Annotated in this window: 21 protein-coding genes; 5 read left to right on the top strand and 16 right to left on the bottom strand. The window is 67.1% G+C overall.

Features of this window, described 5'->3' with window-relative positions; all coding sequences use genetic code 11:
- From H1R19_RS06650 to H1R19_RS06605, 10 genes are all read right to left on the bottom strand, one after another.
- Positions 1-561, bottom strand: a complete 561-nt coding sequence (locus H1R19_RS06650; RefSeq protein WP_219851026.1) for a flavin reductase family protein — start codon at positions 559-561, stop codon at positions 1-3.
- Between the two features lie 38 nt (positions 562-599).
- Entirely contained in the window at positions 600-2,090 is a 1,491-nt protein-coding gene (locus H1R19_RS06645) for a purine-cytosine permease family protein (RefSeq protein WP_219851025.1), read from the bottom strand.
- A 183-nt stretch (positions 2,091-2,273) separates the two neighbouring features.
- Positions 2,274-2,678: a RidA family protein gene (locus H1R19_RS06640; protein ID WP_219851024.1), complete on the bottom strand. Its 405-nt coding sequence runs from the start codon at positions 2,676-2,678 to the stop codon at positions 2,274-2,276.
- Between the two features lie 69 nt (positions 2,679-2,747).
- Positions 2,748-4,298, bottom strand: a complete 1,551-nt coding sequence (locus H1R19_RS06635; protein ID WP_219851023.1) for an aldehyde dehydrogenase family protein — start codon at positions 4,296-4,298, stop codon at positions 2,748-2,750.
- Between the two features lie 60 nt (positions 4,299-4,358).
- Entirely contained in the window at positions 4,359-4,781 is a 423-nt protein-coding gene (locus H1R19_RS06630; protein WP_188330064.1) for a cupin domain-containing protein, read from the bottom strand.
- Positions 4,778-5,518 (bottom strand): RraA family protein, encoded by a 741-nt coding sequence (locus H1R19_RS06625; protein ID WP_188330065.1) that lies wholly within the window; start codon positions 5,516-5,518, stop codon positions 4,778-4,780. Before H1R19_RS06625 ends, H1R19_RS06630 begins: the two co-directional genes overlap by 4 nt.
- Positions 5,515-6,450, bottom strand: a complete 936-nt coding sequence (locus tag H1R19_RS06620) for a VOC family protein (protein ID WP_188330066.1) — start codon at positions 6,448-6,450, stop codon at positions 5,515-5,517. Before H1R19_RS06620 ends, H1R19_RS06625 begins: the two co-directional genes overlap by 4 nt.
- Positions 6,451-6,476: 26 nt before the next feature.
- Entirely contained in the window at positions 6,477-8,045 is a 1,569-nt protein-coding gene (locus H1R19_RS06615; RefSeq protein ID WP_188330067.1) for a 4-hydroxyphenylacetate 3-hydroxylase N-terminal domain-containing protein, read from the bottom strand.
- Positions 8,046-8,462: 417 nt separating this feature from the next.
- Positions 8,463-9,371: a LysR family transcriptional regulator gene (locus H1R19_RS06610; RefSeq protein WP_188330068.1), complete on the bottom strand. Its 909-nt coding sequence runs from the start codon at positions 9,369-9,371 to the stop codon at positions 8,463-8,465.
- 3 nt (positions 9,372-9,374) lie between these two features.
- The gene (locus tag H1R19_RS06605) at positions 9,375-9,812 is read right to left on the bottom strand and encodes a hypothetical protein (RefSeq protein WP_219851022.1); all 438 of its coding nucleotides are present in this window, start codon (positions 9,810-9,812) and stop codon (positions 9,375-9,377) included.
- Positions 9,813-9,933: 121 nt separating this feature from the next.
- On the opposite strand from H1R19_RS06605, the gene H1R19_RS06600 reads away from it, so the two are divergent.
- Positions 9,934-10,398, top strand: coding sequence for an SRPBCC family protein (locus H1R19_RS06600; protein WP_219851021.1), 465 nt, complete (start codon positions 9,934-9,936; stop codon positions 10,396-10,398).
- Here the strand turns inward: H1R19_RS06600 and H1R19_RS06595 are convergent.
- Positions 10,382-10,861 carry an RDD family protein gene (locus H1R19_RS06595; RefSeq protein WP_219851543.1) on the bottom strand — a complete coding sequence of 160 codons (480 nt, stop codon included), beginning with the start codon at positions 10,859-10,861 and terminating at the stop codon, positions 10,382-10,384. The genes H1R19_RS06600 and H1R19_RS06595 overlap by 17 nt on opposite strands.
- 116 nt (positions 10,862-10,977) lie before the next feature.
- The gene (locus tag H1R19_RS06590) at positions 10,978-11,718 is read right to left on the bottom strand and encodes a hypothetical protein (RefSeq protein ID WP_244970895.1); all 741 of its coding nucleotides are present in this window, start codon (positions 11,716-11,718) and stop codon (positions 10,978-10,980) included.
- A 206-nt stretch (positions 11,719-11,924) separates the two neighbouring features.
- Here H1R19_RS06590 and H1R19_RS06585 point away from each other — a divergent pair, with 206 nt between their 5' ends.
- Entirely contained in the window at positions 11,925-13,028 is a 1,104-nt protein-coding gene (locus tag H1R19_RS06585) for a GmrSD restriction endonuclease domain-containing protein (RefSeq protein WP_219851020.1), read from the top strand.
- Positions 13,029-13,129: 101 nt separating this feature from the next.
- On the opposite strand, the gene sucD is transcribed toward H1R19_RS06585, so the two are convergent.
- Together sucD and sucC are read right to left on the bottom strand one after the other, a co-directional pair.
- Positions 13,130-14,032 (bottom strand): succinate--CoA ligase subunit alpha, encoded by a 903-nt coding sequence (gene sucD / locus H1R19_RS06580; RefSeq protein WP_188330072.1) that lies wholly within the window; start codon positions 14,030-14,032, stop codon positions 13,130-13,132.
- Positions 14,033-14,046: 14 nt separating this feature from the next.
- Positions 14,047-15,210: an ADP-forming succinate--CoA ligase subunit beta gene (gene sucC / locus H1R19_RS06575; protein WP_188330073.1), complete on the bottom strand. Its 1,164-nt coding sequence runs from the start codon at positions 15,208-15,210 to the stop codon at positions 14,047-14,049.
- A gap of 419 nt (positions 15,211-15,629) precedes the next feature.
- Between sucC and H1R19_RS06570 the strand changes: the two genes are divergently transcribed.
- Positions 15,630-16,766 (top strand): M23 family metallopeptidase, encoded by a 1,137-nt coding sequence (locus H1R19_RS06570; RefSeq protein ID WP_188330074.1) that lies wholly within the window; start codon positions 15,630-15,632, stop codon positions 16,764-16,766.
- Between the two features lie 137 nt (positions 16,767-16,903).
- On the opposite strand, the gene H1R19_RS06565 is transcribed toward H1R19_RS06570, so the two are convergent.
- The gene (locus H1R19_RS06565; RefSeq protein WP_219851019.1) at positions 16,904-19,414 is read right to left on the bottom strand and encodes a UvrD-helicase domain-containing protein; all 2,511 of its coding nucleotides are present in this window, start codon (positions 19,412-19,414) and stop codon (positions 16,904-16,906) included.
- 296 nt (positions 19,415-19,710) lie between these two features.
- On the opposite strand from H1R19_RS06565, the gene H1R19_RS06560 reads away from it, so the two are divergent.
- The gene (locus H1R19_RS06560) at positions 19,711-21,270 is read left to right on the top strand and encodes a hypothetical protein (RefSeq protein ID WP_219851018.1); all 1,560 of its coding nucleotides are present in this window, start codon (positions 19,711-19,713) and stop codon (positions 21,268-21,270) included.
- 40 nt (positions 21,271-21,310) lie between these two features.
- On the opposite strand, the gene H1R19_RS06555 is transcribed toward H1R19_RS06560, so the two are convergent.
- The gene (locus tag H1R19_RS06555; RefSeq protein WP_219851017.1) at positions 21,311-23,116 is read right to left on the bottom strand and encodes a hypothetical protein; all 1,806 of its coding nucleotides are present in this window, start codon (positions 23,114-23,116) and stop codon (positions 21,311-21,313) included.
- 98 nt (positions 23,117-23,214) lie between these two features.
- On the opposite strand from H1R19_RS06555, the gene H1R19_RS06550 reads away from it, so the two are divergent.
- Positions 23,215-23,574 carry a chorismate mutase gene (locus tag H1R19_RS06550; RefSeq protein WP_188330078.1) on the top strand — a complete coding sequence of 120 codons (360 nt, stop codon included), beginning with the start codon at positions 23,215-23,217 and terminating at the stop codon, positions 23,572-23,574.
- Positions 23,575-23,634: the final 60 nt, after the last annotated feature.

Here is a 23,634-nt window from a genome sequence, read left to right as displayed (position 1 = left end):
TCACTCTCCTTCCGGTGCCAGCGCACCCCAGGTACCGCGGTAGAACAGGAGCGGACGCGTGTCGTCCTGCTGTCCGTACGCCCGCACCCGGCCGATCACGAGCACGTGATCCCCGCCGTCGTAGCCCGCCCAGGGAGTGCACTGGAAATAGGCCAGTGATCCGTTGATCCGCGGCACACCGTCGTCCACGATCCATTCGATCGGCGCGCCCGCATCCGGCTTGCCGGCGAACTGCAGTGCGGTGGTCAGCTGGTCGGCACCGAGGACGTTGATCGTGAACGGCCGCTCCAGGAGGTAGGTCAGCGCCCTGGAGGTCCGCATCAGCGACACCAGTACCAACGGCGGATCGAGCGACACCGACGTGAACGAGTTCACGGTGACGCCGTGGTAGCGGCCGCCGGACGCGTAGGTGAGTACCGTGACGCCGGTGGCGAAGTTGCCCAGGGTGTTGCGCAGGCGGCGCGGATCCTCCTGCGGTGCAGGCGTGCCGACACCCTCATCGAGCGTCACTGCCGAGGCTGCGGCCTCGTATATCTCGGTGTTCCACATGAGTTCGGTCACGAAGGTGTCTCCCGTCGGTGAAGTGTCCGCTCAGCGGATCACTGGGCCTCGACCAATGCCTGCTTCTCGTCGACGAATGACGTGCCCGTGCCCTCGGGGGCCAGCTTGCGGGCCACCGGGTAGACCACGACGGCCACGACGAACGAGACGAGGAAGCCCAGCGGCAGAACATCGGTGTGCATCAGGACGATGCCGAGCGCGGCCGAGGCGACCAGCGTCCCCACACCGGCCCAGTTCCAGGTCTCGATCTTGTGCGTGGCGTGATCGAAACGACCGCGGCGGACCAGGAAGTAGTCGGCCATCATGACGCCGCACATCGCGAGTGTCATCGCGCCGAGGTAGGCGAGGTAGGTGTTGAACTCCTCGAGGATGCCCCCGGCGATCATGAGCAGCGAGAGAGCGTTGCCGACCACCACCATCAGTGCACGCGAGGGCCGCAGGCCGGTCAGCGAATTCACCAGGTTCACCAGCGACAGCGACCCGGAGTAGGCGTTGATCGCCTGCGCCTTGGCCTGCGCCGCATAGATCGTCACGAAACCGATCCAGCCCGCGAAGATGACGAAGAAAGCGCCGGTGTTGCCCATCACGAAGGCACTGCCCGCAGCGCCGGCCTCGGCCTCCGACATGCCCGCGTTGCGCTCCATCAGATAGGTGATCACCGCCGGCATCCCGCCGATCACGACAAGCGAGCCGAGGACCGTCATCAAGATGTTCTGGGTGAGCGGGCCCGACGCAGCCAGAACGGTGACGTCGCGACGCGTGCGGCAGTACCTGGCGAAGTCGGCGGTGACCAGGGCGATGGTGCCCGCGGTCGCCCCCATGACGCCGATCGCGGCCTCGAGCTTGGGCCACGTGCCGCCGGGCACCACACCCGCGTAGTCGAAGACCACCGACGGCGAGACACCATCTATCACATAGATCTTGACGATCATCCAGACGGTGACGACGAGCGTGACCACGATCAGGAGACCCGTCGCGCGCAGAGCGATCCGGAGGCCGAAGATCGCCAGGCCGATCCACATCGCGCTCATCAGCCCGTAGATCACGATCTTGGTGACCCAGGTGTCCTCGAGTTCCAGCATGAGCAGGGTGCCCTCGTAGAGCAGCGCCGACTCGACGGCGAGGAAGCCCAGGATCATCACCGAGAAGATCAGGGATCCGATGGCGGAGCCCCGCATCCCCAGGCCGAAGAACCGGGAGGTGAGGGTGCTCGACATCCCGGTGTCGAAAGCCATGCGGCCCAGCGACTTACCGAGAAAGAAGCCGAGGATCGCGACGAGTACGCCGGCGAGCAGGCCGACGGTGAAACCGGCCAGGACGACGGTGAAGCCGGCGATGGCGAAGATGACCAGGGCGGTGGCGACGCTCACCGGACTCAGCGACAGGTGCAGCCCGTTCTTGCGGTCGTGTGCGGGCACCGATACCAGTGCATGGTCCTCGGCGGCTGCGGCGAGGGATGATCCGACGGACGGTGACGCCGTTGTTCCGGGCGTCGCCGGGCCCGTGGGCTTTTCGGCGGAGATCGACATGTTGGGGACCTTCTCGGGTGTGGAGGATACGGGATGGCGCGCCATCCGCCGGATCGGACACATGACGCGATCGGCGGGGGTGGGCCGCGGTGTCCCCGTTGACACGCGGCCCACGTCGCCGGCGAAAGGTGGTGACCTGACTCCCCTGATCGGCGATCGGGCGGGGCGGTCAGGAGAAGACGATCAGGAGGAGGAGGAGGCGCCGACGACGGCGATGGCCTCGATCTCGAGCAGGATCTCGGGCTTGGCGAGTGCGCTGACCTCGACCAGGGTGCAGGCCGGGTAGTCGCCGGAGAAGAACTCCTGTCGGGCCTTCCATACCTGGGCGTTCTGGGCGATGTCGGTGACGTAGATGGTCATCTTGACCACGTCGTCCATCCGGCCGCCCGCCGCCTCGGCGAGGTCACGGATCTTGGTGAAGACGACCTTGGCCTGTTCGTACTCGTCGTCGCCGAGGATGGTCTGCCCGTCGTCACCGCGGGCGGTCATCCCTGAGATCATCACGAGGTCGCCGATGCGCAGGCAATTGGACCACATCCGCTCGGCGGGTTCGCGAACGGTCGCGGCGCGAATACGTTGTTTCTGCATGGTTTCTCCCAGTCGAGGTGTCAGGGGTCGGTGGGCGGGAGCCCGTGATGGTCCGGCGGAGCGGGCCGATCAGAGGTCGATCAGGTGGTCCCAGGCCGAGGTTCCGCCCCAGTTGACGCAGACGCTCTGACGCCGCATGAAGCCCTTCCACGCGTCGGAACCGGCGGTACGGCCGCCACCGGTCTCCTTCTCGCCACCGAAGGCCGAGCCGACGTCGGCACCGGTGGTCCCCATGTTGACGCGCACGATGCCGCAGTCACTGCCGCGTGCGGAGAGGAAGGTCTCCAGATTGGTCAGGTTGGTGGTGTGGATGCCCGACGCCAGACCCTGCGCGACGTCGTTGTGAATCGCGATCGCCTCGTCGAGGGAGTCGTAGGTCAGCACGGACACGATCGGTGCGAACGTCTCCTCCTGGGCGATCTCGAACTCCGGTCGAACACCGGTGACGATCGCGGGCTCGACGAAGAGACCCGGGCGGTCGATGACGTTGCCGCCGTACACGACCGTGGCGCCCTGCTGACGCGCCCGGTCGAGCGCGGACCGGTAGTCCTCGACGGCGGTGGCATCGATCAGCGGTCCGATGATGGTGTCGTGATCACGCGGGTCCCCGATCGTGATCTGGTCGAATGCCTTGCCCAGCAGGGCGACCAGCTCGTCGACGATGCTGCGGTGGGCGATCACACGACGGGTGCTGGTGCAGCGCTGGCCGGTGGTGCCGAGGGCTCCGAAGGTGATGGCCTTGGCCGCCAGCGCCAGATCGGCGGTCTCGTCGACGATGCAGCCGTTGTTGCCCGAGCACTCGAGCTGGTACCTGCGGCCCAACGTGGAACCGACGACCTGCGCGACGTGCTTGCCGACACGGGTGCTGCCGGTGAACGACACCATTGCCACACGCGTGTCGGCGACGATCTGCTCGGCGACGTCGTCAGACGCCGGGATCACCAGGGAGAACACACCTTCGCAGCCCAGCTCGGCTGCTGCGACGTTCACCAGCTGCTGGATGGCGATCGCCGTCAACGGCACCCTGGGGCTCGGCTTCCAGACCACGGTGTTCCCACCGATGACGGACAGGAATCCGTTCTGTGCCCAGACCGCGGCCGGGAAGTTGTAGGCAGAGATGACGCCGACGACCCCGAGGGGCAGCCACTGGTCGTACATGCGGTGGTCGACGCGCTGCGACTGCTGGGTGAAGCCGTACAGCATGCGTGCCTGGCCGGCGGCGAGGGTCGCCATGTCGACCACCTCGCGCAGCTCGCCTTTCGCCTCCATCGTCGACTTGCCGGTGTCGAGGCAGACGATCGCCGCGAGCGCGTCGAGATTTTCCTCGACGAGGGCGCCGATGCGTCTGACGAACTCGCCCCGCTTCGGGGCGGGGACGTTTCGCCAGCGCCTCTGCGTCTCGACCGCAGCGGTGATCGCGCGCTCGACGTCGGGGGCGTCGGACGCGGCGACCTGCGCGACGACACTGCCGTCGGCGGGACTCACCGCGTCGATCACGGGGCGCCCGTCGCGCTCGCCCCAGCCGTGGCCGTCGATGTAGGTGCCGGAATGGAGGCTGTCGAGACCGAAACGCGCGAGTGCGCCGGTGGTTTCGAACAGCGGTGTCGTGGTGTTCAGCATGATGATCGGTATCTCCGTGGTTCGGCGGATGCGACCGAGCGGGCGTCGGTCGCGGCGGGGTCAGTCCTTGGCGAGGAAGTCCCCGATGGTCTCGTCGGTGTGGTACTCGGGCTTCTCGTAGTAGTGCGGACCGTCGTAGATCTCGATCAGCACGCTGCGCTCATGGGCGATGGTGGGCCCGTGCGGATGGTCCTTGGGATTCATGTAGAACGAGCCGGGCCGCAACCGGAGCTGTGCGTCGGTGTACTCGTAGTCGCCTTCGAGGCAGTACATGAACTGGTTGGACGCATGGGTGTGCCGGGTCGGGATCGTGCCGCCCTTCTCGTACTCGAGCAGTGCGATGGACGCGCCGGTGTCCGGATTCTTGTAGAGGAAGTACTGCCGGAATCCGTAGTCCGGGTAGTCGATCCACTTGTCGTCGTCGAGATCGGCCTGGTGGATCAGGATCTCGAGGCTCTTCATCGTGTCGGCATCCACCGTCATGGTCGTTCCTGTTCCGGGCGGCCAGCGGCCACCCATTGTTCGTACTCGAGCCGGCTGTCATCGGTGGCGGGGAACACCCCGAAGATGGAGCGGCCCCGCCGGATGTGCATCGCGGCGAACTCTTCGTAGGCTTCGGCGTCGGCGGCCTCGGTCGCGACCTCGGCGGCGAGATGCCCGGGGATCACGACGACTCCGTCGCGGTCGCCGACGAGCACATCGCCGGGATACACCGCCACGCCCGCACAACCGACCGGCTCGTCGAGGGCCACCGGATGCAGGGCGATCGGGGTCGCCGGCGGCGCGCTGCGCACCTGATAACACGGCAATCCCGTCTCGGCGATGGCCGCCGAGTCCCGGAAGCCGCCGTCGGTGACGACCCCCGAAACACCCCGGTGGCGCAGACGGGTGGCCATCATGTCACCCATCGACGAGGCCGCGGTACAACCGAAGGCATCGACCACCAGCACCGATCCCGGCGGGCACTCCTCGATGGCGCGCCGGTGCAGGTTGTCGTCCCGCCCGTATACGGCCATGCTGTCGAGGTCCTCACGGGCCGGGATGAACCGCAGGGTGTACGCCGGCCCGACCATCTGCTCCTGCCCGTCCCGCAACGGCACCGGTCCGCGCATGATCACGTTCCGAAATCCTCTGCGTAGCAGTATGTTCGCGATGGTGGCCGCTCCCACCCGACCGAGGATCGCGCGTGTGGAGCCATCGAGCGCGGGCGTCGCCGTCATTGGAAGAACTCCAGCGGCGGCCGGTTACCCCATTGGGTCGTCTCGCTGGCCGTGCCATTGAACTTCGTGGGCTTGAACGAGGCGTCGACGACATCGCCGTCGGTGTAGTGCTCGATCCGGAATCCGAACGGGTCCTTCCAGTAGTCGAAGATCTGGCTGCCCAGGACGTGCCGGCCGACGCCGATGTCGAGCTGGTGGCCTTGCGACAGCAGATAGTCGTGTGAGCTCATCACCGCGTCGAGATCGGTCACCTCGAACGAACTGTGGTGCACGCCTACCCAATCCGATTGCAGGACGAGCATGAAGTGATGGTCGACGAGCTGTTCACCGAGATCGAGACGGATGAAGGTGCCGACGATCGGCCCGTCGGTGCCCGGTGGGACGAAGTAGTCCGAGTGCAGGAAGTTGAACCGCTCCTCCAGCCACGCCATCGACTCGTCGTGGTCGCTGACGTGCAGGACGAAGTGACCCAACCGCGCGATCGTGCACGGCGCGGTGCCCTGCCGGACGGACGCGTTCACCCTGTTCTTGGTGGTGATGTTGTTGAACGCGAAAGGCTCCCGATCCTCAATCGGTTCGGCCCGCTCGCGCCCCCAGATCGCCCTGATCTCGAAGCCGTCCGGCATGTGCATGACGACCTCGAGCCCGCCGCCCGGTTCGGTCGACTCGGCGACCGCCGACGACCCCGGCATCGCGGCCAGCTCGTCGAGGTCGGCACGCGAACGCACCTCGATCGACGCACCGACGAATCGTTGTCGAGATCCCTTGCGGGCCACGTAGATGTGGTGCTGGGTCCCGGTGCCCCGCATGTAGAGCGTGTTCTCGTCGCTCCCCTCGACGGTGGTCATGCCGAAGTCGGTGAGGAACTTCTCCGCGACGGCGAGGTCGGGCACCTGATAGGTGACCTGTGCGGCATCGATTGCGGTTGCCACTGATGACTCCTCGGAATGATGGACGGTCAGGACTGCGGCAGGATGCTCACGTCGCCGGGGCCGATGAGGTCCGGGCAAGTCCACCCGTCGAGGTCGTACTCGTCCATGGCCGACTGCGCGAATGCCTTCCACTCGTCGAGGAGCCCGCGTCCCCGAGCGCTGAACAGGTTGGTCTGCCGGGTCACGTCGTTGCTGCCGATGTAGTTGATCTCGTACAGCTCGTGGCGCGCACCGAACTCGGTGCCGATGGCATCCCACAGCATCTTCATCACCTTGACGCGTTCCTCGGCATCGATCCCGCCACTGCCGCGCAGGTAGGTGTCGAGGTAGCCGCGGATCTCGGGGGTCTTGAAGTCGTTGGCGTGGGAGTTCAGGTAGATCAGACCGCTGGCGACGACCTGCTCGATGATGTTCTTGATCTTGGGCATTGCGAGCTGGTTCATCACCCGGTAGGCGCCGGCGTGCTGCGGATCGGGCTGGATCATCCCGCCCTTCCACGGAACCTCGCTCTTGGCCATCGCATCCGACAACGCCCAGAAGGTGTTACGCCAGGCGATGACCTCCCCGAGTTGGCTCATCACGCCGTGGAACTGTCCGGCACCGGTGATGTCGAGCGCGCGGGCGAGCAGACCGCACAGGAAGTCGAGCTTGACGGCGAACCGGGTGCATCCGTGCAGCGAGGCGCGTTCGAGGTAGCCCGAGTGGATGTTGTACTTGTTGGCCTGGTCGAGATCGTTGTAGATGAAGACGTTCTCCCAGGGAACGAATACGTTGTCCAGCACCAGGATCGCGTCGTTCTCGTCGAGCCGGCTCGACAGCGGGTAGTCGAATGGGCTGCCGAGCACGGCGGCGCGGTACTCGTTGGAGGTACGGCAGATCAGTTTCACGCCGGGAGAGTTGGTCGGCATGATGAACACCGGTGAGTACGCGGGGTCCTGGATGGCGACCTGCCCGACGTGCCCGACGAATGTGTAGTGGGTCAACGCCGATCCGGTGGCGACGACCTTGGCGCCGGAGACGTAGATCCCCTCCGCGGTCTCCTCGGTGACGTGGATGAAGACGTCCTTGCCGGCGTCCGGCCCGGCACCCCGGTCGACCGGCGGGTTCATGATCGCGTGGTTGACGTACCAGGTCTTCTCCTGTGCCTTGCGATACCAGTTGCGGGCGTTGTCCTCGTATCCGCGATAGAACTCGGCGTTGGCGCCCAGTGTGCCGAGGAAGCAGCCCTTGTAGTCGGGCGAACGGCCCATCCAGCCCCAGGCGATCTTCTGCCACTCGGCGATCGCGTCGCGCTGGGCGACCTGCTCCTCCACCGTGTGCGGGGCGCGGTAGAAGCGGTGGGTGAAGCCGCCCCATTCGGTCGGGATGGTGAGAATGTCCTTGCGGGCCGGGTCGTGAAGCGCGTCGTACATCCGGGCGATCATCCGGGCGGAGTTCCGGAACGCTGGGTGTTCGACGATGTTCTCGACCTTCTCGCCGTAGATCCACACCTCGCGACCGTCGTTCAGGCTGTCGAGGAATTCCTGCCCGGTGAACGGCCGGAACTCGTCCGGCACCGTCTCGGACGCGGTCACTTCCGGAATGGTTGTGGTCATGGTTCGTTCTCCAGTCTTGACAAGGCGTGCTTCAGCCACCGCGAAAAAACGAGTGCTTTCGTGCGGGACGCATCTGGCAACTCCGGTGAGCGGCGTTCCGCAACAGGCGATCCCGTTCGGCGTGGGCATCACAGTGGCATGGAATTCCCCGGCTTTGAAGACTGCCGGGGCAGGCGGTCGGCAACGACGGGAACGACCGCACCGTCGCGGACAGCTCGCGATGACCCGGGTCACATCACCGTGAACGCCGATTGAAGTGCCGGTTTACGCAGCGGTCACAAAACGGCAATCAACACCCGCCATCGCAACTGTGTCGCGCATCACACCCAGAACGTCCCACATATCGGGATGACGGTTGAAGTGGACACGAGTTCGCGATATGCGAGCTTTTCGAGGGGTACATACAAATGCGTATGGCTACGCGTCGAAAGCGTCCTCCGCAGCTTCGCCGACAGCGCGAGAAACGTCGATCCACCGCCGCATGATCGGGGTGACCTCGGCGTCGCGACGCCAGACGACGGTGCCCCGCATCGACTTCAGCCATGACGGTGGGTCCACGAGCGCCACGCCCTGACGGTTCTCGGCGATCTTCCGCGTACTGGGCGCCACCCCCAGGCCCGCCGCGACGAACGGGATCGCGGTCTGTGGCGTCGACACCGACAACACCTCGAGCGTCGGGTCGTCGGCCAGCGCCCTGGTCACCACCTCCGGCATGCCGGGAAATGCCGGAATCGGGTACGGGAGAATCCATCTCCCCCAGCCCCGACCCCCCGGATGGGATTCGTACTGTCGAAACCGCGGAACGGCGAGCTTGACCTCGATGCGAACGATCGATTCCCAATCACAGACCTCGGCGACGAAGTCCGCGAACTGGTCGGGACTGAACGGAACGCATCCGATGTCGAGCTCTCCTGAGCGCACTCCGTCGAGGATCACGTCGGGCGTCGCATCGGTGAGCGTGACGCGTACCCCCGGTGCCTGATCGAGGAACTCCGCGAGCACCTCCGCGACGAACTCGTTGATCACCATCGGCTCCACGCCGACCCGCAGATCGCCGACGACGGCCTCCCCCATCAACGCCAGCGTCTCGGCGATCCGGTCGCGCTCCGTCAGGAGCCGACTCCCGTTGGACAGGAGAAACTGTCCGGCCCTGGTGGGATGCACTCCCTTGGCGGTCCGTTCGAGCAGCCTGACGCCGAGTTCTCGTTCGAGCTTGGCGATCGCCTGGCTCACCGGCGGTTGGGTCATCCGGAGGTTCTTGGCCGCCTGCGACACCGACCCGGCCTCGATGACCGCAGTGAAGTACTCGAGCTGACGGAAGTCCACGGCCTACTCCGGGCTCCGTGCGCCGAGCAGTTCCCCGGCGGCCTGCCATCGCCGTTCGTGTCCCACGACCAGTGCGATCCGACCAGCGAAGTCGCACAGAGAGAATCGCAGCGGGCCCGTACCCGACAAGGCGGCCCACTCGCCTGCCGCGAGGAACTCCTCGAGGCCGGGTCTGTCGGTCGCGCGGGTCGCGAGCACGCTCTCCCACGCGTCGCCGCGCCCGGACGCATTCGGCACCCGCTCGGCGGTGGCGCCGGTGATGACCGATTCGTCGGAACCACTCCGCTGCCGAGCGCGTTCGAGATCCTCCGCATAGGTGTCGTCGTGACCGTCGGAGGTGGGCGCGGGCCGGGTCATCGCGCAGTCCCACGATTCCCACGTATGGCCGTCGACGAGCAGGTCACGCAGGTTTTCCGCCGAGAGCCGGCCGTCTTCGCCCATGCCTCACACCGTATCCCGCCACCGCCGGCCGCCTGGGGTGACGCCCTGCGTCGAACCGATGAGTTCCGTTGACAGGCGGTGTCATACTCACCACAAGTCACATCCTCGACGAGGAGCCACCATGGCCGACACCTTCCGCATCAGCCGATCCGTCACCGTCGACGCCCCGCCCGCCGCGATCCTGGCGAATCTGACCGACTTCCGGCAGTGGGTCCGCTGGTCCCCGTGGGAGGGAGTCGATCCCGACATGTCGCGCGAATACTCCGGTGCGCAATCCGGTGTGGGCGCCAAATACGCCTGGTCGGGCAACAAGAAGGCGGGACGCGGGGCCATGGAGATCACCCGCGTCGACGCCGACCGTGAGGTCGAGGTCCGGCTCGACTTCGAGAAACCGATGAAAACCACCAACACCGTCACCTTCGAACTCGTACCCAGAGGTGAGGCCACGCGCGTGAACTGGGCGATGGTCGGCAAGAACACCCTGTTCAGCCGGGTCGGCGGCGCCCTGGGGTTCCTCGACAGGATGCTCGGCAAGGACTTCGAGAAGGGGCTGAAGCAGCTGAAGGCAGTCAGCGAGAATAGATGACCCGGGTGCGCAGCAGAACGTCGGCAACCGACCTCCGCCGACGATCCACCATCGCCCACGCCAAGCCGATCGCGAACAGTGTGCAGATCACCGCACGCAGTACCGCGACGGCCGGGCGGATGCGCTCACCGTTCTTGTTGACCACCCGCAGACCCATCACCACCGAACCCAGCGTGCGCCCGGACACCTCCCAGCACGTCGCGAGGTAGAGCACGGACACGACCACGAAACCGGTGGTGGTGAAGATGAGGTCGACCTTGGGCATCGAGAACTCGCTGACCGAGACGGCGAATCTCATCAGTGACAGCCCCGCATATCCGGCACCGAGAATCGTCCACACGACGAGCAGATCCAGGAACGCGCCGAAACCTCGGCTGACGATGCCCGCATTCTTGTCGCGGTCCTGCACCGCGTGCGCCCGGTGCACGGGCGCGAGATGCGCAGTGGGACCCGGATTCCGTATCGGCGAGGCGTTCTTCGGTGCGGGGACCCGGGGTTCGGGTGCTACCGGTTCGAGGGCCGCCGGTTCGGGGGCTGTCGGTTCGGGGGCTGTCGGTTCGGGGGCCTTGGGCTCGGCGGTCACTCGGGTGCCCGCCCATCCGACGTCGCCTCACCGGCGATCTGCGCGGAGCGTCGACGCAGGAAACGGTTGACCGCGTCGGCCACTGCGTCATCCGCGCGTTCGCTGGTGCTACGCACGTCGGTCATCACCTCGGCGGTGACCGACGTACTCGCCTCCCGGATGAGATCGGGGAGGTCGACGCCGTCGATGATCTCCTCGGCGAGACCGATGAGGTCCACCCGATCGAGGATCGCCTCTATGTCGATCCTGGCCGCGATCGTGTCGATGTCGATTCGGGCAGCGATCGCGTCGAGGTCGATCCGGGTGGCGACCGAGTCGAGATCGACCTTGCCGATCACCGCGTCGAGGTCGACGAGATCGATCGCGGCCATCAGATCCACCTGCGCCACAGCACGATCGAGGTCGACGGTCTCGATGACGGCGTCGATGTCGATGAGGCCGAGGACCTCGGTGATGACCCGCTTCAGATCTACGTGGTCGAGCACGAGATCGGTGAGGTCGACTTCTTCGGTGAGTACGCCGACCACCTCGCGGATGACGGCTCCCACGACGGTTCGCGTTGTCGACCGGGCCCAGGCGAGCGCCTCGTCGAGGACCTCCTGTGTCCGGGCGCGGGCGCTGGAGACCAGCCCACCGGCGACGGGCAGCCGCTCGGCCGTGTCGACGACGAACCCGGCCAGACGCAGAGAACCCCCGATCACCCGGGGGACCGCGCTTCGCCGCGCCTGGGAGTCCACCGCCGAATTATCGCACGCCACAGGCCCGGTGAACCGTCGTAATCGCGTCACGCCGGTCTCGGCCGGTCCGGCCACCTGACGGTGGGACGCAGCCGGTGGAACGCAGCCGGTGTAACGACGAGATCGGTGCCCCGATATGGTGCGAGAACTCGTAGACGACTGCGCGTCACGTCGGTTACACAGTCTTATGAGAGGTCCTTTCGTCGATGCCCAGTACCTGCTTTCCCCGTGACCCGTCCCGGGCCGACGGCGGCCCCGCAGCTCGACGGCGTACCGCGCCCTCGACCAGATGGCTGCTGACGGCGTGCGGCGTCGCGGCGTTCGCGCTCGCGGTCGGCGGATGTGGCGTTCCGCAGCCGACTGCCGGACCGTCCACGACGGAGACCACGATGACGGCGACCTCCACAGCCGACGAGGCGCTACCGGCGCCGAGCCCTGCGGTCACGGTGGTCGCGGCTCCGGCCGCCGACTCGGCCCTACGGAAGCTGAACTCGCTCGCCGTCAAGGGCCGCGCACCGAAGACCGGCTACGACCGCGCGCTCTTCGGCCAGGCGTGGTCGGATGACGTCGGAGTGGAGGGCGGGCGCAACGGCTGCGACACCCGCAACGACATCCTGCGCCGCGACCTGACGGACATCGCCGTCAAAGCGGGTTCCCACGGGTGCGCAGTCCTGTCCGGGTCACTCGCCGACCCCTACACCGGCACCACGATCCGATTCGTCCGCGGCCAGAGCACCTCGTCGGCGGTGCAGATCGATCACGTCGTGGCCTTGTCGGACGCGTGGCAGAAAGGCGCGCAACAACTCTCGGCTGCGCAGCGTGCCGACTTCGCCAACGATCCGCGAAATCTGCAGGCGGTGGACGGTCCCACCAACCAACAGAAGGGCGCCGGCGACGCCGCCACCTGGCTGCCACCGAACAAGAGCTACCGATGCACCTACGTGAGTCGTCAGGTCGAGGTGAAAGCCGCCTACAAGCTGTGGGTGACCCAGGCCGAGAAGGCCTCCATCACAAGCGTTCTGACCGGGTGCGGCGCTTCCGGCCCGTCGACCGGGTCCCCATCCGGGCAGACACGCACCTCGACCGCCACTCCGTCACCGCCGCGAACCCGCACCCCGGCGCCCGCACCCACCCCGACACCCACCTACACACCGCCTCCTGCCTACGCCCCGCCGGCCGAGGGTCCGTCGTCGGCGTACTTCGCCAACTGCTCGGCGGCCCGTGCGGCCGGCGCCGCACCGCTGTACGCCGGCCAGCCCGGCTATCGCGCCAAGCTCGATCGGGACGGCGACGGGGTCGCCTGCGAATAGCCGGACCTCCGAGGCGGTCAACGAGACGAACCGGACACGAAAAAGCCCGAGCGGCAAACCCGCTCGGGCTTTTCGGTACCTGGCTTCCGGTACTGACAGGCTTACAGGGCGTCGTAGAGCTCCCGGGCCAGCGTGGCGGTCTCGGACGGCGTCTTGCCGACCTTCACGCCTGCGGCCTCGAGGGCCTCCTTCTTGGCCTGCGCGGTGCCGGAGCTACCGGACACGATCGCACCGGCGTGACCCATCGTCTTGCCCTCCGGCGCGGTGAAGCCCGCGACGTAGCCGACGACCGGCTTGGAGACGTTGGCCTTGATGTAGTCGGCGGCACGCTCCTCGGCGTCGCCACCGATCTCACCGATCATCACGATCAGCTTGGTCTCCGGGTCCTTCTCGAACGCCTCGATGGCGTCGATGTGGGTGGTCCCGATGACCGGGTCGCCGCCGATGCCGATGGCGGTCGAGAAGCCGAGATCGCGCAGCTCGTACATCATCTGGTAGGTCAGGGTGCCCGACTTGGAGACCAGACCGATGGGGCCCTTGCCGGTGATGTTGTTCGGCGTGATGCCGACCAGCGCCTCACCGGGGGTGATGATGCCGGGGCAGTTCGGCCCGATGATGCGGGTCTTGGCGCCCTTCTCCACGTTGTAGGCCCACGCGAACGCGGAGTCCTGCACGGGGATGCCCTCGGTGATGACGACCAGCAGCGGGATCTCCGCGTCGATCGCCTCGATGATGGCGTCCTTGGAGAACTTCGGCGGGACGAAAGCGATCGAGGTGTCGGCCCCGGTCTCCTTCATCGCCTCGGCGACCGAGGCGAACACCGGCAGTTCGACGTTGTTGCCGTCGGCGTCGACGTGGCTGACGGTGGTGCCGGCCTTGCGCGCGTTGACACCGCCGACGACGTTGGTGCCGGCCTTCAGCATCAGGGCGGTGTGCTTGGTGCCCTCACCGCCGGTGATGCCCTGGACGATCACCTTGTTGTCTTTGTTCAGAAAGATCGACATTTTCCGTGGCTCCCTTACTTGCTCGCCAGCTCGGCGGCCTTGTCGGCGCCCGAGTCCATGGTTTCGGCGAGCGTGACCAACGGGTGGTTCGCATCGGCCAGGATCTTGCGGCCTTCGTCGACCTTGTTGCCGTCGAGGCGGACGACGAGCGGCTTGTTGGCCTCCGACCCCAGCTTCTCCAACGCGCCGACGATGCCGTTGGCAACCGCGTCACACGCGGTGATGCCGCCGAAGACGTTCACGAAGACGCTCTTGACCTGCTCGTCGTTCAGGATGACGTCGAGGCCGGCGGCCATGACCTCGGCCGAGGCGCCGCCACCGATGTCGAGGAAGTTGGCGGGCTTGACGCCGTTGTGCTTCTCACCGGCGTAGGCGACGACGTCGAGGGTCGACATGACCAGACCCGCGCCGTTGCCGATGATGCCGACCTCGCCGTCGAGCTTGACGTAGTTGAGGTCGTTCTCCTTGGCCTTGAGCTCCAGAGGATCGGTGGCGTCGCGATCCTCGAACTCCTCGTGGCCGGGCTGACGGAAGTCCGCATTGGCGTCGAGGGTGACCTTGCCGTCGAGGGCCAGGATCTTGTCGTCAGGCGTACGGACGAGGGGGTTCACCTCGACGAGGAGAGCGTCCTCCTTGACGAAGACCTCCCACAGCTTTGCGATGGTGACCGCTGCTGCGTCGAGCACCTCGGCAGGCAGATGACCCTGCTCGGCGATCGAGCGCGCGGTTTCCAGGTCGACACCCTTGACGGCGTCGACGGCGACCTTCGCGAGGCGCTCGGGCTTGGTTGCCGCGACCTCTTCGATCTCCATGCCGCCCTCGACCGAGCACATGGCCAGGTAGGTGCGGTTCGAGCGATCGAGCAGGAAGGAGATGTAGTACTCCTCCGCGATGTCGCTGGCCTCGGCGACCAACAGCTTCTTCACGACGTGGCCCTTGATGTCGAGGCCAAGGATGTTGGAAGCGTGGGACTGCGCGTCGTCCGGGGTGGCGGCGTACTTCACGCCGCCTGCCTTGCCACGTCCACCGGTCTTGACCTGGGCCTTGATCATCACAGGCTTGCCGATTTCCTCGGCGATCGCCCGCGCGTCGGCGGCATCATCGGTCACCCGACCGGGTGTGGTGGGAACCCCGTGCTTGGCGAACAGTTCCTTCGCCTGGTATTCGAAGAGATCCATTCAGCTCACCATCTCGTAGATTTGCCCGCGCAAGGGTGTAATGCGGGCCATATCGGACTTTAAACCTGTCCTGAATCGCCACTACGGGCGCACCCTGTGCTTGTGCGACAGATCACTCGCTCGGTCGGGTCTCGCGACGGGTGCCGCACACGGGGGGCGGCGTCACGAGCGCGAGGGGCACCGTGTTCAATACGGGACGGCATTGACACATACCGGACACAGAGATTTTCACGGAGCTGAACCACGGATTCACAATCACGACGAACCCGTCGAAATCGTGTGACTCAGCTCACAAAAACGCGAGAAGCCGCGCCGCACGGTTGGACTTGCCGCAATCATTTCGTTACCGTCGGCTTCAGCGGTTGGTCACAGAAGGATTACGGACGGTACCTTCGAATCCGCGAGAACGAAGAGATGAGGTGGACGATTTGGCGGGACCTGGTGTCTCACGCGGATCGAGCCGCGTCCGATCGGGCGGGTTGATCGATGACTACACAGCGGAGGAGATGACGACGATCATCCCCGTTGTCGACTACGACGACGCCTCCGGTCACGATCTCAGCGATTACGACTTCGACTTCGCGGCCACCGATTCTCGCGAGACGTCCGACGACGCCGCCTGGACCCCGTCGTCCTGGAAGGGCTACTACCGCCCGACCCGCTCGGAGATCACCCAGGACATCCTGATCCCCGAGCACGAGTTCGATCAGTACCGGCATGACGAGCCCTTCGACGTCGAAGGCGCCGAGCTCGACATCCTCGTCGACGACGATTCCGAGGACGAGGCCGATCATCCGCAGTTCCGCACGAACCCGGCGGGCAGTCGCGTCCGCCGCGGCGGCAAGCACCGCATCGCCGCTCCGCCGAACGCCCTCAAGGGTGGCCGCGCAGCACTGATCGCCATGGCCGCCGGCGCGGCCGTCGCCGCCGTGTCCCAGGTGGGCACCGCCGAGGACGCTCCCGCCGCCGCACCGGTCAACGCCGCTGCCGTGAACGATGCAGCCGCCCCGGTGGAGCTCGGTCCCGGAGTTGCCGCCGCAGCGGCACCGACCGACCAGATGAACGTCTTCTCCAACCAGCTGGGTGTCGGCGCCAAGATGGCCGCCGACGAGGCCCGCCGCGATGCACTCGCCCGGCGCCCGCTGTTCACCTCGCCGATCCCGCTCGGCAAGTACGACTTCACGTCCGCCTTCGCCATGCGCTGGGGCACCATGCACGGCGGGATCGACATGGCCGCGCCGCTCGGCACGCCCATCCATGCCGCCACCGACGGCGTCGTCATCAAGGCCGAACCCGCCTCCGGCTACGGCCACTGGGTCCAGATCCAGGCCGCCGACGGCACCGTGACCATGTACGGCCACATGTCGTCCTCGGGCGTCCTGGTGAGCGCAGGCCAGCGCGTCACCGCCGGCGACGTGATCGCCCTGGTCGGCAACGAGGGCTTCTCCTTCGGCCCGCACCTGCACTTCGAGGTGTGGAAGGGTGGCAACACCAAGATCGATCCCGTGCCGTGGCTGGCCGCCAAGGGCGTCAAGCTCGCCGGCTACACCGGCTGATCCGCACCGGCTGATCCGCACCGGCTGAACCACTCCGACTGATCCTGCGCGTCGTCTGACGGCGCCGGGCACCACATCCCCCGCACCCTTCAGGTGCGAACGCGGCGGGCCTCGACGGGCCCGCCGCTTCACCATTGCTAGAGCTTGTCCCCCGGAATGCCGCCCGCGGTGAGCAGGGTGACTCGTCCGGCACTGCCGCCGTAGTCGATGGTGACGCGCTCGGTGGCGCCGGTCCCCTCCTTGGCCACGACCTTGCCCATCCCGTACTTGGGGTGGTTGTGCCGGTCACCGACGTCGAGCTGCACCTGCTTGTTGCGTCCGCGCGCCGGGTCCGTCGAGTACGACGACCGGCCACGGCCCAGCGACCCGCCCGAGAACGAGCCGTCGCGGCCGAACACCCCGCCCGACGATCCGCCGAACCCGCCCCGCGCCGAGCGTCGGGGTTCGGTTCGGCGCCAGTCGATCAGGTGCTGCGGAATCTCTTGCAGGAAACGGGATTCCGGGTTCGACACCGGTTGTCCCCACGATGCGCGGGTGAGCGAACGGGTGAGATAGAGTCGCTGCTTGGCCCGGGTGATGCCGACGTAGGCGAGGCGTCGTTCCTCGCTCAGCTCGTTCGGATCGCCCAGTGCGCGCATGTGCGGGAAATGCCCGTCCTCCCAACCGGTCACGAACACCACCGGGAACTCCAGGCCCTTCGCGGTGTGCAGCGTCATCATCGTGACCACACCATCGCCCTCATCGGGCACCTGATCGGCATCGGCGACCAGTGAGACGCGCTCCAGAAAGGCTGCGAGAGAACCGGGTTCGGGCTCGCCTTCGCGATCCACCTCGGCCTCCGGATCGTCCTGTGCCTCGTCGATCTGCGCGGCGTCGGCACTGAATTCCCTTGCGACGGCGACGAGTTCGTTGATGTTGTCCAGTCGTGCGCCGTCCTGCGGGTCGTTGGACGCCTCGAGCTCGGCACGGTATCCGCTGCGTTCGACGATCGCGTCGACGAGCTCACCGATGTCCGCGGACTCCTCGGTGGCGTCGAGGAAAGCGGTGTCGGCGTCTTCGGTGTCGGAGTCGCCGAAGTGCGTGAGGAAGTCGGTTCGCAACCCCTCGATCAGTTCGACGAAACCACCGATCTGTTTGACCGCCCGCGTGTTCAGCAACGCCACCTTGCCCTCGGCGGCATCGATCAGCGACTCGTAGAAGCTGCGGCCGGTGTTCTCCGAGTGCACCGCGACACAGGCCTCGGCGCGGTCACCGATGCCGCGTCGTGGGGTGTTGAGGATGCGACGGAGGCTCACCTGGTCGTCGGGGTTGGCGACGACCCGCAGATACGCCACCACGTCCCGAACCTCTTTGCGCTCATAGAATTTGGTACCACCCACCACCTTGTACGGGATTCCGTGGCGGACGAACACCTCCTCGATGGCACGCGAGCCGGTGTTGGTGCGGTAGAACACCGCGACATCGGAGTACTTGAAGCTCGACGAGCCGCCGATCGAGTAGTCGGTGAGCTCCTCGATCTCCTTGGCGATGAATGTCGACTCGTCGCGGTCGGAGTCGGCGACGTACCCGACGATGAGTTCACCGTCGCCGGAGTCGGTCCACAGCCGCTTCTCACGACGGTTGGTGTTTCGCGAGATGACTGCGTTGGCCGCGGACAGGATCGTCTGGGTCGACCGGTAATTCTGTTCGAGGAGAACCGTTTCGGCCGAGGGGAAGTCGCGTTCGAACTCTTCGATGTTGCGGATCGTCGCACCGCGGAAGGCATAGATCGACTGGTCGGCGTCGCCCACCACGCACAGCTCCGACGGCTCGAGGCCGCCGGCGGTGGTCTGCTCGCCCACGAGCTCACGGATCAGCACGTACTGGGCGTGGTTGGTGTCCTGGTACTCGTCGACGAGCACGTGCCGGAAGCGGCGCCGGTAGTACTCGGCGACCTGCGGGTGCCGACGCAGCAGCGCGACGGTCTCGCCGATGAGGTCGTCGAAGTCGAAGGCGTTGGCCGCGCGCAGGCGACGCTGATACTCGGCGAAGATCCGCGCGATGGTGACCGCGGTCGGGTCGTCCTCGGCGGCCGACGCCTGGGCCTCGTCGGGCGAGATCAGCTCGTTCTTGAAGTTCGAGATCGCCACCGACACACCACGCGGACTGAACTTCTTCGGGTCGAGCTCGAGGTCGCGGATGATCATGCCCAGCAGGCGTTTCGAATCGTCGGCGTCGTAGATGGAGAAGTTGGAGTTCATCGACTCCAACAGCCCCGACTGCGCCCGCAGGATACGGACACAGGTGGAGTGGAAAGTGGAGACCCACATGTAGGCGGCCCGGGGGCCGACGAGGTCGATGACGCGTTCGCGCATCTCCGCGGCGGCCTTGTTGGTGAAGGTGATGGCCAGGATCTGCCCGGGCGTCACATCGCGCGCCGCCAGGAGGTAGGCGATCCGTCGGGTGAGGACCGCGGTCTTGCCGGACCCGGCCCCGGCGACGATCAGCAGCGGCGCGCCGGCGTGCAGCACCGCCGCCCGCTGCTGCGGGTTCAGGCCGTCGAGCAGGCGCGTGACCCGGTCGTCGGCGCCTGCGCCCCCAGAGGCTGTACCCGTGGAGGCGGCGCCCGCGCGACCGGAGAGAAGGGGGGCAGAAGAAGAGCTGTTCATCGGTTGTCCAGGCTACCCGCACCGACCGACACGTCCCTCCCGGCCACTGCGCGACGGCACACGCGACCCACCGGCGACGCGATGCGCGACGGCGACGACCCGAACACCTGACGGGCGTCCCTCGCCCCGCCGGATGCCCGACACCACGGTCGTCTGATCGGTCGACATACCCGCTGCGTTGCGCCCCCGGACCAGGTGTCCCGCGGCTACGATGACCCGGTATCGCAGGCTCGGGGTGGCCCGTGTGCGGACCATCCGCATGCGCTTACGACGCCTCGGCGAAAGAAAGAGTCGCCATGAAGAGACCGTCCATCGCGCCCGCCGCCATCACCTTCGGTGTCGGGGCACTGGCCCTCATCATCGCGCTCGTCCTGTCGTTCGTGCCGTTCAGCAGCGCGGGCACGGTCGAACCGACGCCTGCCTTCCGCGCCCAGAAGAGCCTCGACGAGGTGCTGTTCAAGATGGCGACGAGTCCGGCGGCCAAGTACACGGGCAAGGTCGACTACAAGTACGCCAACGCCGTGCGCGGCCAGGGCACGGTGGAGTTCACCGACCTCATCGTCACGACGTCGAACACTGCCGAGGGCACGATCTCACTGGGTTCCGAGCAGGGCGAGTACCGCCAGATCGGCAACAGCCCCTTCATCAGCGCACCGAGCGCCCTGTGGGAGACGCTGCTGGTCCAGGACGAGAAGACCAACCTCGACGCCGCACCGCTGGACAACAAGTGGGCCTCGACCCGGTTCACCGGCCTCCCCCGCCTGGGCACGGTCCTCGGCCCCGACAACCTCGCGGGCGACATCGGCAACACCGAACTCGATTCCGAACCGCAGCTCGGCGCCGAGCTCCCCGCACCGAACAAGGGCACGCCCGACGCCCGGCACTGGCCCACCTCCGACCCGCCGATCGAGTTCATCGGCGACAACAAGGTGAAGCTCGGTACGTGGGAGGTCACCTTCGACCCGGCCACCAAGAACGTGACCCACGTCAAGGGCCAGAGCGAGGTGGAGGCGGTCACCTACGACATCGACGCATCGGTGAGCCTGCAGCCGGCCGATCAGGCCCAGAAGGTGTTCGCCAATCAGCGTGCGCTGGTGTCGGACCTCGTGTCGGTGCCCGCTCCGGGACTGTGGATGAAGCAGCCGGTGGTCACCTCCCGCCAGGTCGGCGCGTGCACCCCGGCCGCGTGCGCCTTCGACTACATCGTGCAGGGCAGCCCCTACGCCGAGGATGTGACCGGGCACTTCAACTACGGCTTCACGCTGAACTTCGCGGTGGGCAACCGTCCGCCCGGCGCGGTCGGCGGTGAGTGCAAGGTGGTGCTGCGCGTCGACTTCGGCCGCAACGGCACCACGCGCTGTACCGCGACCAACCTGCCGCCGGCCACCAACATCGGATCGCGCTACACCTACAGCTACCTCGCGTTCCTCGATTCGACCGAGGCCGCCCTCAACGACCTGATCGACAACAACGAGAAGCAGACCAACACCGAGGTCGTCTACGTGCGCACCGGCAACAAGGAGCCGCAGCAGGCACGCTTCGGGGCGAGCGTGACCGGCCTGCCGAGCTACTACGCCATCAAGCGCGGCGACTACCTGTTCGACGGCATCGGCACCGACGGCAACATGCACGTCACGTTCGGCGACGGCTACAAGCAGCACATCGTCGGCGTCGGTTTCGATCCCGCCTGGGAGGGCACCGAGGTACTCAAGAAGCAGATGTCCGAGCAGGTCGGCGCGGCCGGCGACGCCAAGGTCGTCTACTTCACCGCCGAGCCGGAAACCGCCACGGCGTTGCGCCTGCTGATCGCCTCGGAGAACCAGAGCGACAACATCTCCGCCTACCACATCGACTGAACCGGTCCGGTCCCGGAAGTCGCCCACCGGTTCGGGCGGATCAGCCGCCGGCGAACCTCGCCTCGACGGCCTCGCCGACCCGCCCCGCGCCGGTGTGCAGGCGCAGGCCTGCGGTGACCGGACGCACGTCGATCGCATCGCCCCCGCCGTCGAGTCGGACATACATGGCGCCCAGCCCCGCCCGGACCGGCACACGCACCGCGTCCCCGTCGTCGAGTGAGACCTCGATCTCGCCGTCGCGGGTGGCGCAGTAGCTCAGGGCGATGGTCCACACCCACGGGAACAGCGGGCCGTCGAGTCCGAGTTCGGTGGGGCCGGTGACCTCCGGCGCACCGCAGGTCCCGTCGCCCGCGGAGATGAGCCGACGCTGAGTCACCCCGCCGGGCACCAGGTTTCCCGCGGTGTCGAGGACGAGCAGCCGATCGGTGCTCACACCGAAGGCGGGTCGCGGGTCGACGCGCCCGAAGATCCGGCTGATCTGGTTGTCCGGGTAGACCACCGGCTGCAGGATCTCCAGCGGTACCGACTGATCGAGCAGGGCCTGATCCGGCGCCATCTGGTCCGCGCTGTCGTGCAACGACGCGACGGCGGTCTCGAGGTAGTCGCCGGTCGGGTTGTCGCGCCAGGACGCCGAGAACGACACCAGTGACACCAGCGCCGACACGACGGCGAACGCAGCGGCGACCGGCAGCAGCAGGACGCCCGGCGACCGTTCGGCGGCACGCCGCTGCTCGTGTGCCGCACGCGACGGTGCCGCGCACAGCAACGCGACGGCGATCGCCAGCACCAGCGCGGTGTCGGGCAGGTAACGCATGTGCTGGGCGAGTGCGAGGGCCGTCTCGGGGCTCGACCTGTTCCACATCACCGGGATCTGCGCCGCCACGGCGTACAGCGCCGCGGCGAGAAGGATCGCCGCCGCTCCGCGCTTGCGGGTCACTCCCCACCACGCCACCGCGGCCACCACCAGCCAGCCGCCGACGATCATCCAGACCGCCGGGAGGCCCGTGGGCGGGCTCGGTGTCCAGCGGTCCCACTCCCACGGTCCGCCCACCAGTGAGGGCACGATGGCGTGGTTCACCGACCGCCAGACCAGACGTGCGGTCTGCGCCACGGAGTGCTGACCGGCCGTCGGGTCGGAGACGACGAAGTAGACGACCGTCCAGAGCGCCGAGACCACCCCGAGTGAGATCCACAGCTCGCGGCCCGCGCGCAACGTGGGTGTCAGTCTCCGGATGCCGCCGTTCGCCAGAACCGCAGCGACCAGCGCCACCGGGAAGATGAACAGCGACTTCTCGAAGAACGCCAGCGCGATCACGAAGACGACGGTCGAACGGAGCCACACCGCGCGGCGTCGGGACGGGTCGACGTCTCCGCGGCCGAGCCGAACCGCGTCGGCCACGATCCATGCCATCGCCGCCTGCATCGGCAGGGTGTTGAGGCCGGCCGACCACCAGGCGAACGCCGGCACGGTCATCGGGCTGAACAGGTACAGCCCCAGCGCCACCAGCGCACCGCCGCGGGCCTGCGGCGCCAGGACGCGGATCATCCGCCACACCGCGACCGATGCGAGCGCCTGCAGCACGATCAGCGTGACCGCCGCGAGCGTCCAGTTCAGCGGCGCCAGCCAGGTGGTCACCCCGGCCACCAGGAACGCGGCCGGCATGAAGTGGCCGTCGTGACTGTGCCCGAGGTAGTCCCAGGAGATGATCGGATTCGACGACGCCTGTGCGATCAGGACCAGGTCGTCCCAGTAGAAATTGCCGGTCACCGCGAGCACGCCCCGGATGATCAACTGCCCCACGATGAGCGATACCGCGATCAAGGACACCATCCGCGCGTTGGGCATGCGCTCCAGTGTCCATGTGGCGCCGCCACGGCCGCGCGCCGGGCACACCGGCCTCGGGCGCATGACGGCAAGACGCGGCGGCGTGGCAAAATCAGGCCGTGACCGATCACAGCCCGAGCTCCGGAGCGCAAGAACCCCAGCAGACGCCCGGGACGTCCTTCGAGAACTCGATCGACCTCGAGAAGTACCAGCTGAGTTCCGAGGTCGCCGACCTCCCCGACGACATCGACCAGCTACGGCTCGAGATCGACCGCCTCGACGCCGTGATCCTCGCCGCCATCAAACGCCGCTCGGCCGTGTCGAAGAAGATCGGTGCCGCTCGCATGGCCTCGGGCGGACCCCGCCTCGTGCACAGCCGCGAGGTGAAGGTCCTCGAACGCTTCCAGGACCTCGGCCAGGAGGGTCACACCCTCGCGATGCTCCTGCTCCGCCTCGGCCGCGGACCGCTCGGGCGCTGAGAGAACACCCTGCGACGCAGGCAACCGGTGCCGGAGTGATGTGACGGCCGTCGCGGGGGC

Origin of the sequence: Gordonia jinghuaiqii (assembly GCF_014041935.1) — a bacterium.
GTDB lineage: Bacteria > Actinomycetota > Actinomycetes > Mycobacteriales > Mycobacteriaceae > Gordonia > Gordonia jinghuaiqii.
The sequence above is the reverse complement of the archived record's forward strand: the minus strand, read 5'-3'. Positions and strand labels throughout refer to the sequence as shown.